Source organism: Rhodovulum sp. BSW8, from assembly GCF_003314725.1.
Taxonomy (GTDB): Bacteria; Pseudomonadota; Alphaproteobacteria; order Rhodobacterales; family Rhodobacteraceae; genus Rhodovulum; species Rhodovulum visakhapatnamense.
This window is the reverse complement of sequence record NZ_QNVX01000066.1, coordinates 16,720-32,265: the sequence shown is the minus strand read 5'-3', so window position 1 is coordinate 32,265 and position 15,546 is coordinate 16,720. Positions and strand designations below refer to the sequence as shown.

Annotated in this window: 9 protein-coding genes and 4 pseudogenes; 12 read left to right on the top strand and 1 reads right to left on the bottom strand. The window is 67.3% G+C overall.

The genetic code is table 11. The features are described from left to right. The first annotated feature begins 42 nt into the window (after positions 1-42). From DSD19_RS19725 to DSD19_RS19670, 12 genes and pseudogenes are all read left to right on the top strand, one after another. Positions 43-522: an autoinducer binding domain-containing protein gene (locus tag DSD19_RS19725; protein WP_165828193.1), complete on the top strand. Its 480-nt coding sequence runs from the start codon at positions 43-45 to the stop codon at positions 520-522. Positions 523-697: 175 nt separating this feature from the next. After that, positions 698-1,462, top strand: a complete 765-nt coding sequence (gene fabI, locus DSD19_RS19720) for an enoyl-ACP reductase FabI (RefSeq protein WP_075784970.1) — start codon at positions 698-700, stop codon at positions 1,460-1,462. A gap of 11 nt (positions 1,463-1,473) precedes the next feature. Next, positions 1,474-4,008: an alpha/beta fold hydrolase gene (locus tag DSD19_RS19715; RefSeq protein ID WP_243628161.1), complete on the top strand. Its 2,535-nt coding sequence runs from the start codon at positions 1,474-1,476 to the stop codon at positions 4,006-4,008. Beyond that, positions 4,005-5,414, top strand: coding sequence for a bifunctional enoyl-CoA hydratase/phosphate acetyltransferase (locus DSD19_RS19710; RefSeq protein ID WP_113670831.1), 1,410 nt, complete (start codon positions 4,005-4,007; stop codon positions 5,412-5,414). Before DSD19_RS19715 ends, DSD19_RS19710 begins: the two co-directional genes overlap by 4 nt. Positions 5,415-5,418: 4 nt before the next feature. Continuing rightward, complete coding sequence (locus tag DSD19_RS19705) at positions 5,419-6,627, top strand: acetate/propionate family kinase (RefSeq protein ID WP_113670830.1); 1,209 nt, start codon at positions 5,419-5,421, stop codon at positions 6,625-6,627. Further along, a complete protein-coding gene (locus DSD19_RS19700) occupies positions 6,624-7,277 on the top strand; it encodes a CoA transferase subunit A (protein ID WP_075784974.1) in 654 nt (217 codons plus the stop codon). Before DSD19_RS19705 ends, DSD19_RS19700 begins: the two co-directional genes overlap by 4 nt. Then, complete coding sequence (locus tag DSD19_RS19695; protein ID WP_075784975.1) at positions 7,277-7,930, top strand: 3-oxoacid CoA-transferase subunit B; 654 nt, start codon at positions 7,277-7,279, stop codon at positions 7,928-7,930. Before DSD19_RS19700 ends, DSD19_RS19695 begins: the two co-directional genes overlap by 1 nt. A gap of 190 nt (positions 7,931-8,120) precedes the next feature. Next, complete coding sequence (locus tag DSD19_RS19690; protein WP_113670904.1) at positions 8,121-9,146, top strand: LacI family DNA-binding transcriptional regulator; 1,026 nt, start codon at positions 8,121-8,123, stop codon at positions 9,144-9,146. A 93-nt stretch (positions 9,147-9,239) separates the two neighbouring features. Continuing rightward, positions 9,240-9,798: pseudogene (locus DSD19_RS19685) on the top strand (ABC transporter substrate-binding protein); the annotation flags it as partial. After that, positions 9,795-10,736: pseudogene (locus tag DSD19_RS19680) on the top strand (ABC transporter ATP-binding protein); the annotation flags it as partial. The pseudogenes DSD19_RS19685 and DSD19_RS19680, both read left to right, overlap by 4 nt. Further along, positions 10,733-11,505: pseudogene (locus DSD19_RS19675) on the top strand (L-iditol 2-dehydrogenase). The pseudogenes DSD19_RS19680 and DSD19_RS19675, both read left to right, overlap by 4 nt. A 29-nt stretch (positions 11,506-11,534) precedes the next feature. Beyond that, positions 11,535-12,971 (top strand): annotated as a pseudogene (locus tag DSD19_RS19670) (mannitol dehydrogenase family protein). 122 nt (positions 12,972-13,093) lie between these two features. On the opposite strand, the gene DSD19_RS19665 reads toward DSD19_RS19670, so the two are convergent. Further along, complete coding sequence (locus tag DSD19_RS19665) at positions 13,094-15,250, bottom strand: methyl-accepting chemotaxis protein (RefSeq protein WP_243628158.1); 2,157 nt, start codon at positions 15,248-15,250, stop codon at positions 13,094-13,096. Positions 15,251-15,546 lie beyond the last annotated feature (296 nt).

The following is a 15,546-nucleotide window of genomic DNA, read 5'->3' as shown; positions in this document are numbered from 1 at the left end:
CACCGGATTTCCATGGGCGTTTGCGGGGCGCGGCGGATGTCAATGAACAGGGTAAACAAGGTCGCCGAACTGCTGGAAGCGCTGCGGCAAGGCTGCGATACCGGTTTCGTGGTGGCGCTGCATATCCGCTTTACCCGGCCGCTGGTAATGTACCGGACCTATCCGCAGGCGTGGTGCGATCACTACGACCTGAACGGGCTGGTGGTCAGCGACCCGTCGGTCCGCTGGGGGTTCTGCACTACCGGCGCCATCCACTGGGACGATCCCGCGCTTGACGACCCGGCCGGCGTGTTCGCCGCCGCGCGGTCCTTTGGCGTGGCCAATGGCGTGACGGTCTCGGTCGGCCCCGCGACCTCGCGCAGCCTGGCCGGGCTCTCGCGCGCGTCGGGGCGGTTCGGCGAGGCCGAGGTGCAGCATATGGTCCGTCTGGTCGAGACCCTGCATCTGGTGCTGGACGGGATCGAGGGCGAGGACGGCCCCGAGCTTCGGGCGCTCCGCGCGCTCGGCGGTTCCGCCGCCTGAAAGCGCCCGGCTCGCGAAGGCCGCAGTGCGGCCCGCGCCTTTTCCGCCCCCTGCCACAGCTTTGTCATCGTCGCCGCTTACGCTGCAGGTGCAAAGAGATCCGAAGCGCGCTATGCTGCAGGTGCAAAGACGCTGCAGATGCAAGGGCAGGGCCGCAGCGGTTTAGGGAGCACGCATGTTTTCACTGGAAGGCCAGACGGCACTGATCGTCGGGATCGCGAACGACAAGTCCATCGCCTGGGGCTGCGCCCGTGCGCTGCGCGCCCAGGGAGCCCGGATCGCGGTCACCTATCTTAACGAGAAGGCAGAACCTTTCGTCCGGCCGCTGGCCGAGGAGATCGGCGCCGAGATTTTCCTGCCGCTCGATGTGCGCAACGAGGCCGAGATGGATGCCGTCTTCGCCGAGATCGGGGCGCGCTGGGGGCGGCTCGACACGGTGGTGCATTCGATTGCCTTCTGCCCGCGCGATGACCTGCACGGCCGCGTCGTCGACTGTTCGGCCGAAGGCTTTTCGCTGGCGATGGACATTTCGGTACACTCTTTCCTTAGAATGATTCGGAGAGCGGAGGCGCTGATGCCCGCCGGGGGCACCTGCATGACCGTGTCCTTTGCCGGAGCGACGCGCGTGGTCGAACACTATAACGTCATGGGGCCGGTCAAGGCCGCGCTGGAATCGACGGTGCGCTATGCCGCCGCCGAACTGGGGCCGAAGGGGATCTCTGTGCATGCGCTCTCGCCCGGGCCGCTGGCGACGCGCGCGGCCTCTGGGATCGCGGAATTCGACGAACTGCTCGATGCGGCGGCCGAGCGGGCGCCGACCCATCACCTGGCCACGATCGAGGATGTCGGAGCCTATTGCGCGTTTCTCGCCAGCCGCGAGGCGTCCAACGTGACGGGGGGCGTTCACGCCATCGACGGCGGCTATTCGATCATCGGCTGAAGGAGACGACCATGAACATGCATGTGGAACGCAGTTCCTCCGACGACGCCGCAGAGATGATGCACGCCCTGATCGGGGGCTCGGGAGCGATGGCGCAGGACCGGCTGGCGCTGATGACGGCTGTGGCCAGCGCCGCGCTGGAAAACGCCGATCTGATGCGCGAGGTGGCCGGGCGGCACGGCAACCGCATGCTCGACACCCATTCGACCCGGGCGCGCGATCTGCTGGCGCAGATGCGTCGGCTGATGGATGCGGCGCGAAGCTCGGGGACCGACCTGACGCCCGCGAGCCTCGCCGCCTCTTATCGCGACTATCTGCGCGATGCCGGCGAACGCTGGGTGCTGACCATGGATACGCTGCGCGAGCGCGGCGACATCTTTCGCGAGCACGAGGCGGCGGGCTGCCCGCCGGTGCTGATCTACGATTACGAGGTGGTGATCGACGGGGCCGACCTGCCGCATCCCTGCAATTATCAGCTGTTGCGGATCCTGCCGCGCGACGGGATCGAGGTGTGGGATGACAAGCGGCCCTATATCATCATCGACCCGCGCGCGGGACATGGCGGCGGCATCGGCGGGTTCAAGCCCGACAGCCAGGTTGGCGTGGCGCTGAAAGAGGGCCATCCGGTCTATTTCGTGGCCTTCGGGCGCGATCCGAAGCCGGGCCAGACGATCGCCGATGTCTGCCGGGCCGAGGCGGAATTCGTGCGCGAGGTGACGCGGCTTCATCCCGAGGCCGCCAAGCCCGTGGTCATGGGCAACTGTCAGGGCGGCTGGGCGACGCTTCTGCTGGCGGCGACCAATCCCGACCTGACCGGGCCGATCGTGCTGAACGGCACCCCGGTCGCGACCTGGTCGGGCGAGGTCGGTCGGCACCCGATGCGCTATAATGGCGGCATCCTCGGCGGCACCGTGCAGCCGATGCTGTGGTCCGATCTGGGGGGCGGCCGCTTCGACGGCGCCAACCTTGTGACGAATTTCGAGCTGTTGAACCCCAGCCGCAACTATTTCCGCAAGTATTACGATATCTTCCGCGATATCGACCAACCCGGCGCGCGCCAGCGCTTTCTGGAATTCGAACGCTGGTGGGGCGGCTTCTTCACGCTGAACGAGCCCGAGATCCGCTGGGTCGTCGAACAGCTTTTTGTCGGCAACCGGCTGACCAAGAACACCGCGATGCTGGAACCCGGCCGGCCGGTCGACCTCAAGATGATCCAGGCGCCGATCATCGTCTTCACCAGCCATGGCGACAACATCACGCCGCCGCAGCAGGCGCTGAACTGGATCCTCGACGGCTATGCCGGGGTCGACGAGATCCGCATCCGTGGCCAGCGCATCGTCTATATGGTGCATGAAGAGGTCGGGCATCTGGGGATCTTCGTGTCCTCGAAGATCGCCAAGAAGGAACATACCGAGGTGTCCTCGACGCTGAAGACCATCGAGGCGCTGGCGCCCGGTCTTTACGAAATGAGGATCGACGCCGCCGAAGGCCGGGGTCAGAACCGCAAGTTCCTGGTCAGCTTCGCCGAACGGACCTTCGCGGATCTGGAAAAGATCTCGGGCGGGCGCGACGAAGAGGCGGCCTTTGCCGCGGTCTCGCGGATGAGTCACATCCAGTCCGAAGCCTATGACGCGATGGTCCGCCCGATCGTCCGGGCCTCGGTCAACGCGCAGGCGGCCGAGGCCACGCGTCGGATGCATCCGCTGCGGCTGCAGCGGGCGATGATGTCGTCGATGAACCCCTGGATCGCGCCGATCTCGACCGCGGCCGAGAAGGTGCGCGACGACCGCAACCCGGCGGCCATCGACAATCCCTTCCTCTGGGCCGAACGCTTTGCCGCCGATCTGACCGAACAATGGATCGATTTCGGCCGCGACATGCGCGACGCCTGGTACGAGATGAGCTTCTTCGCGCTCTGGAACACGCCCTGGGCGCGGGCCTTCGGTGCCCCCGAGGCGCTGCGGCGCACCCGCAAGTCGACGGCCGAGCTGCGCGCCCTGCCGATCGTGCAGACGGTGCTGTCGCATGTCGATCAGGGCGGCTTCGTCGAGGCGGTGATCCGCATGCTGATCCTGCTGGCCGAAAGCCGCGGGTCGGTGCGGCGCGACCGGCTGGAACGCTCGGCCCGGGTGCTGAACCGCGACGAGCCCTTCGCCTCGCTGACGGCCGAGTGCCGGGCGCGCATCCTGCACGAACAGACGCTGATCGCGACCTACGATCCCGAGGGCGCCATCGAAACCCTGCCCAAGCTGCTGCGCGATCCCGAGGAACGCGAGCTGGCGGTGCGCGTCGTGCAATATGTGCCGGGACCCATCGACGAGATGGCGCCGCACACGCTGGAAATGCTGCAACGGTTCCGGTCTGTGCTGGGCCTGAAACCGCTGACCGCCGATGTCATCGACGACCCGCTGGCGCCTCCGGGCGCAGATGCCCCCCGGGCCACCCGCGATGCGGTCGAACATCCCGGACCCGAAGACAGCGTCAGCGAGACCCCGAAGCCTTCGGGCCGGGCAAAGGCGGGTGCAGAAGGAAAGACGGCCGAATGAAGATTACGGAAAACCGCACCTATGACGAGATCTCGGTGGGTGACAGCGCCGAGATCGTCCGGATCTGCACGGAAGACGACTTCTATGTCTTCGCCAGCGCCTCTGGCAACTACAACCCGATGCATCTGGGGCGGGTCGATGGCGACGGCGACGGGGCGACAGAGGCGGTCGCGCCCGCGATGTGGGAGGCCTCGCTGATCTCGGCGGTGCTGGGCAACCTCCTGCCCGGACCCGGAACGCTTTACCAGAGCCAGAGCCTGATCTTTCATGAACGCGCTCATGCCGGGGACGAGCTTCTGACCCGGGTGAGGGTGGTCGAGAAGCGCCCGCCGAACCGGATCGTTCTGGAAACCCGGGTCGAACGCTGTTCGGACGGGGCGCTGGTGCTGGACGGCGAGGCCGAGGTCAAGGCGCCGCCTAAGAAGCTTGTGTTCAACGATCTGGAGATTCCCGGTCTGGTGATCGAGCGCCACCGGCATTTCGACGCGCTGATCGCGCAGGCCGAACCGCTGGCGCCGCTGCCCACGGCGGTGGTCTGCCCCGAAGAGGCGCGCTCGCTGGGCGGGGCGCTTCTGGGGGCGCGACACACGATCATCGCGCCGATCCTGATCGGCGATCCCGCGAAGATCGCGGCGGCCGCGGCCGAGATCGGCGCCTCGCTGGCCGGGATCGAGATCGTCGAGGCGACGGATCACGACCGCGCCGCGCATCTTGCGGTCGATCTGGTGGCGGGCGGCCGGGCCGCGGCGCTGATGAAGGGGCATCTGCATACCGACGTGCTGCTGAAGGCCGCGCTGCGCAAAGAGAACGGTCTGCGCGCCGGGCGGCGCTTCACCCATGTTTTCGTGATGGACGTGCCGGGGGTGCCGCATCCGCTGCTGGTGACCGACGCCGCGATCAACATCGCGCCCGATCTGCGCACCAAGGTCGACATCGTACAGAACGCCATCGACTTGGCCATTTCCATCGGGATCGAGGTGCCGAAGGTCGGCGTGCTGTCCGCAGTCGAGACGGTGAACCCCGACATTCCCTCGTCGCTCGATGCGGCGCTTCTGTCGAAGATGGCCGAGCGCGGCCAGATCAAGGGCGGCATGGTCGACGGGCCGCTGGCGATGGACAACGCGGTCGATCTGACGGCCGCGCGCACCAAGGGCATCACCTCGCAGGTGGCGGGGCGGGCCGAGGTGCTGGTGGTGCCGAACCTCGATGCGGGCAACATGCTGGCCAAGCAACTGGCCTATATCAGTCACGCCGAGGGCGCGGGCGTGGTGATGGGGGCGACCGTGCCGATCATCCTCAATTCGCGGTCGGACGACGACAAGGCGCGGCTGGCCTCCTGTGCCGTGGCGACGCTGCACAATGCCCGGCTGCACGGGCTGATGCCGGCCCGGCGGGCAGCGGAGTAGACCCATGTCGCATGTTCTGACCCTGAATGCGGGGTCCTCCTCGCTGAAATTCGGCTTTTTCCGTCTGAACGGCACGGTCGAGGACCCCGACCCGCGCATCGTCGGCTCGATCGAGCGGATCGGAGCGGGCGAGCGCGCCCATATAAAGGCCAAGCGCCAGGACGGGTTCGTGCTGATCGACCAGGAATTCGGCCGCAACCATGTGCCCGATCACGACACGGCCCTGGCCCGGGCGGTCGAGTTCCTGAAGGAACAACGCCCTCAGGCCAAGCTTGACGCCGTCGGTCACCCGGTGGTGCATGGCGGGCCCGACTATGACGAGCCGGTCGAGCTGACCCAGGCGGTGATGGACCGCCTTGCCCAGTTCGAGCCGCTGGCGCCGCTGCATCAGCCGCATAATCTGGCGGGCGCGCGCGCGGCGCTGAAGCTGTTCCCCGAGGCGGTGCAACTGGCCTGCTTCGACACCGCCTTCCACCGCAACCACCCCTGGGTCAACGATACTTTCGCGATCCCGCGCAAATATTACGACCAGGGCGTGCGGCGCTACGGGTTCCACGGGCTCAGCTATCAGTACATCTCGGAAACGCTGCACCAGATCGCGCCGCATCTGCATATGGGGCGCACCGTCGTCGCGCATCTGGGCAACGGCGCCTCGATGTGCGGGCTGATGGGGGGGCGCTCGGTCGCCTCGACCATGGGCTTCTCGGCGCTGGACGGGCTGCCGATGGGCACCCGTTGCGGCCAGCTCGATCCGGGCGTGCTGCTTTACATGCTGATGAACGAGGGCATGACCCCGGCCGAGATCGAGGACGAGCTGTACCGCAAGTCGGGGCTTCTGGGCCTGTCGGGCCTGTCGAACGACATGCGCACGCTGGAAGCCGCGGGCACCGAAGAGGCGCGCCAGGCCATCGACTATTTCGTCTTCCGCATCCGCCGCGAACTGGGCGGTCTGGTTGCGGCGCTGGGCGGGATCAGCACCATGGTGTTCTGCGGCGGCATCGGCGAGAACTCGGCCCTGATCCGCGAAAAGGTCTGTGCGGGCATGGGCTGGATCGGGATGGAACTGGACGAGACCCGCAACATGCGGGGCGAACGGATCATCTCGACCGATTTCAGCCGGGTGCGCATCCTGATCATTCCCACCGACGAGGAAATCGTCATCGCCCGCGCGGCCCGCGACATGCTGGCCCGGCGCGCGGAGGCCGCGGCATGAAGCGCGCGCTGAAACCTGCCGAAGCCGCCGAGATGATCCCCGAGGGCGCGGTGCTGCTGATCGGCGGCTTCATGGGGGTGGGCTCGCCGCACCGGCTGATCGACGCGCTGGTCGAACGTGGGGTAGGCGGGTTCACCGTGATCGCCAACGACACCGCGCGGCCGGGCAAGGACATCGGCAAGCTGATCGATGCCCGGCTGGTGGCGAAGTGCATCGTCAGCCATATCGGCCTGAACCCCGAAACCCAGCGCCAGATGATCGCGGGCGATCTCGAGGTCGAGCTGGTGCCGCAGGGCACGCTGGTCGAACGCATCCGCGCGGGCGGCGTCGGGCTTGGCGGCGTGCTGACCGCCACGGGGCTTGGCACCGTCGTCGCCGAGGGCAAGCCGACGGTCGAGGTCGACGGCAAGACCTATCTGCTGGAAAAGCCGATCCGGGGCGATTTCGCGCTGATCGGGGCGCGGCAATGCGATTACGTCGGCAATCTCGAATACACGCTGACCGCGCATAATTTCAATCCGGTGATGGCGATGGCCGCCGACACGGTGATCGCCGAGCCGCATCACATCATGCCCGTGGGGATGATCCCGCCCGATGCGGTCAAGACGCCCGGGGTGCTGGTCGACCATATTCTGGAAAGGCTGATCTGATGGACGCCAAGGAAGTGATCGCCCGCCGCGTGGCGCAGGAGGTGCGCGAGGGGATGCTGGTCAATCTGGGGATCGGCCTGCCCTCTATGGTGGCGAATTTCGTGCCCGACGACATGCGTGTTTTCTTTCAGGCCGAGAACGGGGTGATCGGGTTGGGCCAGCGGCCGCCGGACGGGATGGAGGACCGCGACCTCACAGATGCGGGCGGCGGTTTCGTGACCGCGGTGCCGGGGGCCGCCTCGATCGACAGTGCGATGAGCTTCGGGCTGATCCGGGGCGGGCATCTGGACATGACCGTGCTGGGCGGGCTGCAGGTGGACGAAAAGGGCCATCTGGCCAACTGGATGGTTCCGGGCAAGATGGTGCCGGGCATGGGCGGCGCGATGGATCTGGTCACCGGCGCCCGCCGGGTGATCGTGGCGATGGTCCATGCCGCCAAGGGCGATCCGAAGATCGTGCCCGAATGCACCCTGCCGCTGACCGCGCTGCGCCGGGTCAGCCTGATCGTGACCGAAATGGCGGTGATCGAGCCCACCGACGAGGGTCTTGTCCTGCGCGAGCGGGGGCCGGGCGTTGCGGTCGAGGATATCGTTGCGGCAACTGCGGCCCGGCTGATCGTGCCCGATGAGGTGCCGGAAATGGTCCTGGCCTGACCGGCCGGATCCTGCTTTGACAGACCGGATCGGCGAGTCCCCGTAAAGGGGGGGCGGGCGACAGATAGGCGCTGTGGGGTCTGTCGGTGCTGCCAGAATGGGCCTGTACCTTTCCGCGCGGCAAGAAAAACCGATCTGGGAAGACAGCGGCCCGGGGCGTCGCGCGGGTCCGTTCCGGCTGCGGGGCCCGATGAGCGACGGAAAGATCAGGAACATGGAGGAATTCGCGGCGGCCAGCGGACTGTCGCGGCCCACCGTCTCGAAGTTTTTCCATGACCCGGCCAGCGTGCGCCCCCCGACCCGGGTGCGGATCGAGGGCGCGCTGGAAAAGGATGACTATCGCCCGAACATCTTCGCGATGAACCAGAACCGCAAGCTGACCAAGAATCTCGGTATCGTGGTGCCCTGTCTGGCCGATCCCTTCTTCGCCGAGATCGCGCGCGATCTTGAACAGCGCTGCATTGCTGCCGGATACCGGCCGGCGCTGTACGGTGCCCATGATGATCCGGCGCTGGAAAACGACATCCTCGACAGCCTGCGGGCGCTGAAGCCGGCGGGCGTCCTGCTGGCGCCGCTGGGCCGGGTCTCGAACCTGCGCGCGATCGAGAAATTCTGTGCCGATGTCCCGACGGTGCTGTTCGACAGCATGGTCGATGTGGCGGGTCTGACCTTCGTCGGGTCGGACAACCCGCAATTCGCGACGCTGATCGTCAACTACCTGTGCCGCACCGGCGAGCCGCCCTGCCTTTTCGAGATGAAGACCCCCTCGAACCCCAATGCCTGCAAGCGGCGGCTGGGCTACCTCCAGGCGATCGAGCGGCTCGGCCAGACGCCCCATGTCATCCGGGTCAAGGGCGAGGGCTGGAACTTCGAGGAAATCGGGCGGCACGGCGGGGCGCGGGCGCTGGCCGAGGGGCGGGTCCGGACCGATACCGTTCTTTGCAGCAACGACCGGCTGGCCATCGGGTTTCTGACCGCCTGCTACGAGGCGGGGCTGAGGGTCGGGCATGGCGACGGCTGCGCGCTGCGCGTTGCGGGGCAGGACGATCATCCGCTCTCGCGCCATGCCTGCCCGCCGCTGACCACCGTGGCGCAGGATTGCGAGGCGATTTCCAGGCTGGCGGTCGAAACGCTGTTTCGCGGGATCGCAAGCGATGCGTCGGCCGGGCAGGCGACGCTTTTCGAGGGACGGCTGGTCATGCGGGACTCGGCCTGAGATCCCAAAACCAGTCGCGCGTAAAAAAACCTGCGCAGCGGCAGTGCCGCCTGTAGCGTTATTGCGTCACATCCAGATTCAGGGAGGAGACGGATGTACGCGAAACACGCATTTCGTGCGGGGATGGCCTGTTACCTGACGGCAGCGGGCATCGCGCAGGCGGATGTCATCACGATCGCCACCGTCAATAACGGCGACATGATCCGCATGCAGGGGCTCACCGGCGACTTCGCCGAAAAGACCGGCCATCAGATCGAATGGATGACGCTTGAGGAAAACGTGCTGCGCCAGCGGGTGACGACCGACATCTCCGCAAAGGGCGGCCAGTTCGACATCATGACCATCGGCATGTACGAAACCCCGATCTGGGGGCGCGAATGGCTGGCTGGTACCGCTGGACGACCTGCCGGCCGCCTGTGATGCCGACGACATCCTGCCCGCGATGCGCGACGGGCTTTCGCACGACGGCACACTTTATGCGCCCTTCTACGGCGAAAGCTTGATGATCATGTACCGCACCGCCCTGTTCGAGCAGGCCAGGCTGACGATGCCCGAGGCGCCGACCTGGGATTTCGTGGCCGAGGCCGCGCTGCAGCCGACCGACAAGGACAACGAGGTCTACGGCATCTGCCTGCGCGGCAACTGGGTCTGGACCTGACCATCGAGGATGGCGAGTTCACGGTCTTCGTCGGGCCTTCGGGCTGGGGCAAGTCCACATTGCTGCGCCTGATCGCGGGGCTCGAGGATGTCAGCAGCGGCCAGATCCGCATCGACAGCAAGGACGCGACCGACGTGCCGCCCGCCAGGCGCGGCCTTGCCATGGTGTTCCAGTCCTATGCGCTTTACCCGCATATGCGCGTGCGCAAGAAAATCGCCTTTCCGCTGCGCATGGCGAAGATGAACCGGGCCGAGATCGACCGGCGGGTCGAGGCTGCGGCCTCGGTGCTGAACCTCACCCATTTTCTCGACCGCCGTCCCGGGCAACTGTCGGGCGGTCAGCGCCAGCGCGTCGCCATCGGCCGGGCCATCGTGCGCGAACCGGCGGCGTTTCTCTTCGACGAACCGTTGTCCGATCTCGATGCGGCGCTGCGGGTCGGCATGCGCCTTGAGATCAGCGACTTGCACGAGAGGCTGACCACGACGAAGGTTTACGTGACTCATGATCAGGTCGAGGCGATGACCAAGGCCGACAGGATCGTGGTGCTGCGCGCGGGTCATATCGAACAGGTGGGCAGACCGCTCGAACTGTACCGCACACCGCAGAACCTCTTCGTCGCGGGCTTCATCGGCGCGCCGCGGATGAATTGCATCGAGGGCGAGGCGGCTCGCCGGGTCGGGGTCCGGACGCTGGGCATCCGTCCCGAATACATCGCCGTTTCCACATCCGGGGGCGAGTGGTCGGGCGCGGTCGGCGTGTCGGAGCATCTGGGCTCGGACACCATGTTCGATGTCCATGGCACCGGGCTGGCGGAAACCTTTACCGTGCGCGCCGATGGCGAGGTCGGCTTCAACCATGGTGACCGTATCCACATGACGCCCCGGCCCGATGCGATGCACCGCTTCGACGCGGCGGGGCTTCGGACCGGATGAGGCGGCTTGAGCGAAAGACCGCGCTGATCACCGTCGCCGGGCGGGGCATCGGGTCGGCCTTCGCCCGTGCCTGTCTGCGCGAGAACGCGCGTCGCGCTGGCCGATCTCGACATCGGTCGAGCCCGCGCCGCCGCCGCCCAACTGGGCGAGGGCGCCATCGCCGTCGGGATGGACGTGACCCGGCAGGACAGCATCGAGGCGGGCGTCGCCAAAACCGCGGCCGCGCTGGGCCGGATCGACATCCTGATCAACAACGCAAGCCCTCTTCATCGCCGCCCCCATCGCCGAGATCGCGCGCGAGGATTACGCCCGGGCCTTTGCAGTCAATGTGGCGGGCACGCTCTTCACCCTGCAGGCGGTCGCGCGCCACATGATCGAGGCGGGGATCAGGGGCCGGATCATCGACATGGCCAGTCAGGCCGGACGGCGCGGCGAACCGCTGGTCGCGGTCTATTGCGCCAGCAAGGCGGCTGTCATCAGCCTGACCCAGTCGGCCGGGCTGAACCTGATCCGGCATGGCATCAACGTGAACGCGATCGCCTCCTGTGTGGTCGATGGCGAACATTGGGACGGGGTCGACGCTGTCTTGGCGCGCCACGAGGGCAAGGCGCCCGGCCAGAAGAAGGCCGAGGTCGGCGCGGCGGTGCCTTACGTGCGCATGGGCCGGGCCGAGGATCTGACCGGAATGGCAGTGTCTCTGGCCTTCAGCGAGGCCGGCTACATCGTCGCCCAGACCCGTAATGTCGATGGCGGGAACTGGATGAGCTGACGGCCGACGCTCCCGGCGAAACGTCCCCGATCCGGCTGAGCGTGCGCTCCCTCTCCGATCTGCGCGAGGCCATCGCCCGGCCGCGCTATGACCGCGCCCGGCTGCGCCCTGGCATCGTGCAGATCGGCCTTGGCAATTTCCGCCGGGCGCATCAGGCCTGGTATCTGCACCGGCTGATGCAGCAAGGGCTGGCCCTCGACTGGGCGATCCTCGGGGCGGGGTGCGCCCGCAGGATGCGGACATGCGCGACCGGCTATTGGCGCAGGACTGTCTGACGACCTTGATAGATCTCGATCCGAACGGTGTTTGGGCCGAGGTGACGGGCGCGATGATCGATTTCCTGCCGGTCGAGGAGGACCATGGGGCTCTCATCCGCGCCATGTCCGACGCCGCGATCCGCATCGTCTCGCTGACCGTGACCGAGGGCGGCTATTACTTCGATGCGGGCGGCAGGCTCGATCCCGCCCATCCCGACCGTCCCGCGACGGCTTTCGGCGCGATGGTGGCGGCGCTCCGCGTGCGCCGCGCGGCGGGGCCGGGGCCCTTCACCGGGCAATGCTGCGACAACCTGCAGAACAATGGCGCGATGCTGCGCCAGACCGTCGTCGGGCTTGCCCGGCCGTCGGACCCGGATCTTGCGGACTGGATCGACCGAAAGATCAGCATTTCCCAACGCGATGGTCGATTGCATAGTGCCCGCGACCGGCCCGCGCGAGCTGGACCTGGTCTGCTCGCGCGGCATCGGGAATCGCACCCCGGTCAGGCATGAGAATTTCCGCCAATGGGTGATCGAGGACAGCTTCCGCGCCGGGCGGCCGCCTTGGGAAGAGGCGGGGGCCACGCTGACCGACGACGTGCATGCCTATGAGCGGACGAAGATCCGCATCCTGAATGCGGGCCATCGGGTGCTGGCCAATGCGGGCGAATTGCTGAGCCTGCCGACCATCGCCGCCTGCATGCAGGACCCCGACCTGTCGGGCTTCTTTCGCAAGGTCGAAAGCGAGGAAATCGTGGCCCATGTCGCGCCGGTCCCCGGCAGGACCCCGGCCGCCTGTCTCGACCTCATCGCGCGGCGCTTCGGCAATGCCGCGATCCACGACACCACCCGGCGCGTCGCCTTCGACGGGTCTTCGCGGCATCCGGGTTTCGTGCTGCCGGTGTTGCGCGAACGGCTGGCGGCGGGTCGCTCGGTGCAGGGGCTTGCCCTGACCGAGGCGCTCTGGACCCGGATGTGCGCGGGAACCCGCGAGGATGACAGCGCCATCGAGCCCAACGACCCCCACTGGCCGTCCCTGTCCGAGGCCGCGCTGGCCGCGCGGCAGGACCCGGCCGTCTGGCTGGCTCAGGCCCGGATCTACGGGGGCCTCGCCCGAGCCCCGGCCTTTTCGGACTGGCTGCGCCGCCTCTGGGCCGAGGGAACCCGTGCCACCCTGACGGCCTATCTGGGGCAGGCGGCGGCGGCCTGATCGTCGCGGCGAAGGGACCGAAGCCTGTCCTCGTGCGGCCGGGCGCGGAGTGGACGCGATGGCGGCTCCGGAGACACTGGGCCCGCCGATGGGTCCTCTGTCCGGGCGTCGCGGAGGGCGGCCTAGAAGTCCGTCCAGCCAGCGTCGTTCACGGCCCGTTTCGGCTGGCTCCCCGTGCCGGATGACGCAGCTTCCGCATAGGCGGATGGCGACGGGCTACGCGGGCGGGCGACGGCGGGGGCGCTGCCCTTCAGACGGAACCGGGCGACGAGGCTTTGCAGATTGCCCGCCTCCTGCTTCATCGTCACCGCGGCCGCGTTCGCCTCCTCGACCATGGCGGCGTTTTGCTGGGTGACCTTGTCCAGCTCGTTGATGCCGACATTGATCTCGCCCAAGCCCACCGACTGTTCCTGAGCGCCGGTCGCGATCTCGCCGATCAGTTCAGCGATGTTGCTGACGCGCTCGACGATGTCGGTCAGCGCCTCGCCGGTCCGGTTGACCAGCGCCACGCCGGATTCGACCTGATCGGAACTGGACGAAATCAGCGTCTTGATCTCTTTCGCGGCCTCGGAGGACCGCTGGGCCAGTGCCCGCACCTCGGAGGCCACAACGGCAAAGCCCCGGCCCGCCTCGCCCGCCCGCGCCGCCTCGACGCCCGCGTTCAGCGCCAGAAGGTTGGTCTGGAAGGCGATGTCGTCGATCACGCCGATGATCTGGTTGATGCCGTCGGAGGATTTCTTGATCTCGGACATCGCGCCGATGGCTTCCTTGACCACGAGGCCCGATTGTTCGGCATTGCCGCGCGCCTCACGCACCACGTTCTCGACCTGGGCCGCGCCGTCGGCGGCGGCCCGCACGCTGGCGGTCATCTCGTCCATGGCGGCGGCGGTCTCTTCCAGCGTGGCGGCCTGATTCTCGGTCCGCCGCGACAGGTCGTCGGAGGCGCCGCTGATCTCTTCGGCGCGGGTGGTGATCTCGGTCGAGTTCTCGACGATTTCGCCCATCAGCGCGTTCAGCGTGTCGATGGTGGCGTTGAAGTCCTGACGCAGCTGTTCGTATTCGGCCCCGAAGGTCTCTTCGATCGAGCGCGTCAGGTCGCCTTCGGACAGGCTTTTCAGCCCCGCCGCGAGGCTCTGGACCACGCTGGCCTGTTCAGCCCTCGACCGTTCCTGGCCCTTTTCAAGCGCATCCTTGTCCAGCAACCCTTGGCGAAGCGCTTCGACCGATCGCGCCATCGCGCCGATCTCGTCGCCCCGCTCGCGTCCCGGGACGGGTTTGGCATAATCGCCCGAGGCCAGTTCGTCGACCGCCGCCAGCATCCGGGCCAGCGGGCGGCGCACCATCGCCATCGAGGCAAGGTAGATGGTGCCCAGCGCCATCGCCAGGATCAGGGCGCCGCTGACCATCGTCCGGGCGATCTCGGCCCGCACCGGGGCCGCGAAGACTTCGGCCGGCACGTCGACCAGCGCCGCCCAGGTCGTGTTCATCCCTGGCGCCGTGAACGGATAGACCAGCCGCGTGGCCCGGTCCGGCATATCGCGGATCACGCGCATCCGGCCGTCCGCAAGTGCGGCTGAAACGACGTCGGCGCCCGTGTCGTCATAGGGCTTGTTCAGCCTGGACGGGTCGCTGGCGGTCAGCCAGTTGCCGCCCTGGCTGACCAGCAGGCTCTTCCCGCCCTCGAACGCGGACAGGTCGTCGAGCATCGCGGTCAGATCGCCCAGCCCGATATCGACACCGGCGATGCCGACGATCTCGTCCCCGACCCGGATGGGCAGCGCGACGCTGGTCATCATGAAGTTGCCTTCGCCCATGTAGGGTTCGGTGATGCTGGGCTTGCCGGTCGTGGTCGGCACCTTGAACCATCCATCGTCGGCACCGACGTTGAAGGTGGCGAATTCGAGCCCGCCATCCGCGCCCTTGTGCCACCAGGGCGCGAACACCCCGTCCTCGTTCATGCCGCCCTCGCCGGTCAGCAGATCGTTCGTGCCGCCGCCGGGAATGCCGGCCATCCAGGCGCCGAAGATATTGTCGTACTGGGCCGGAATGCCCTCGATCATCGCGATGATGTCGGACCGGTCGGCATGGCCTGTGCCCAGATACCCCGCGAGCCCGCCGCCCAGCGCCGCGCCGGCCGAGGTGGCCTCGGTCACCTGAACGGCGACCTTCTGGGCAACGAGCGCGGCTTTTTCCGAGGCCAGCTCCATCACCTCGCGGTCGACCCTCTGAGAGGATTGCCAGCCGCTGTAGACCGAAAAGCCGACGACAATCACCGACACCGCCGCACCAGTCGCGAGAAGAAGCTTTCCGGATACTGTTCTGAAAGGATGTTCCACCAATCCGACCCCTTGTGATCTCAACCGTTCATTGCGCCCGGTGTCTGAACAACCGGTGAACCCCGGGACAGGCAGTGGCTAAAACTCGACGCGATTGCCGATCCAGGAAAGGCGCGGCCCTGCATCCGTGTGCCGGGTCGCCGCGCCCGGGATCAGGAGAGGCGGAAGCGGCAGGCAGCGGTCGCGGCGGGCGCTGCCCTTGCAAAGCGGCGCCCAAGCGCGTATCTCGGCGCGGTTGA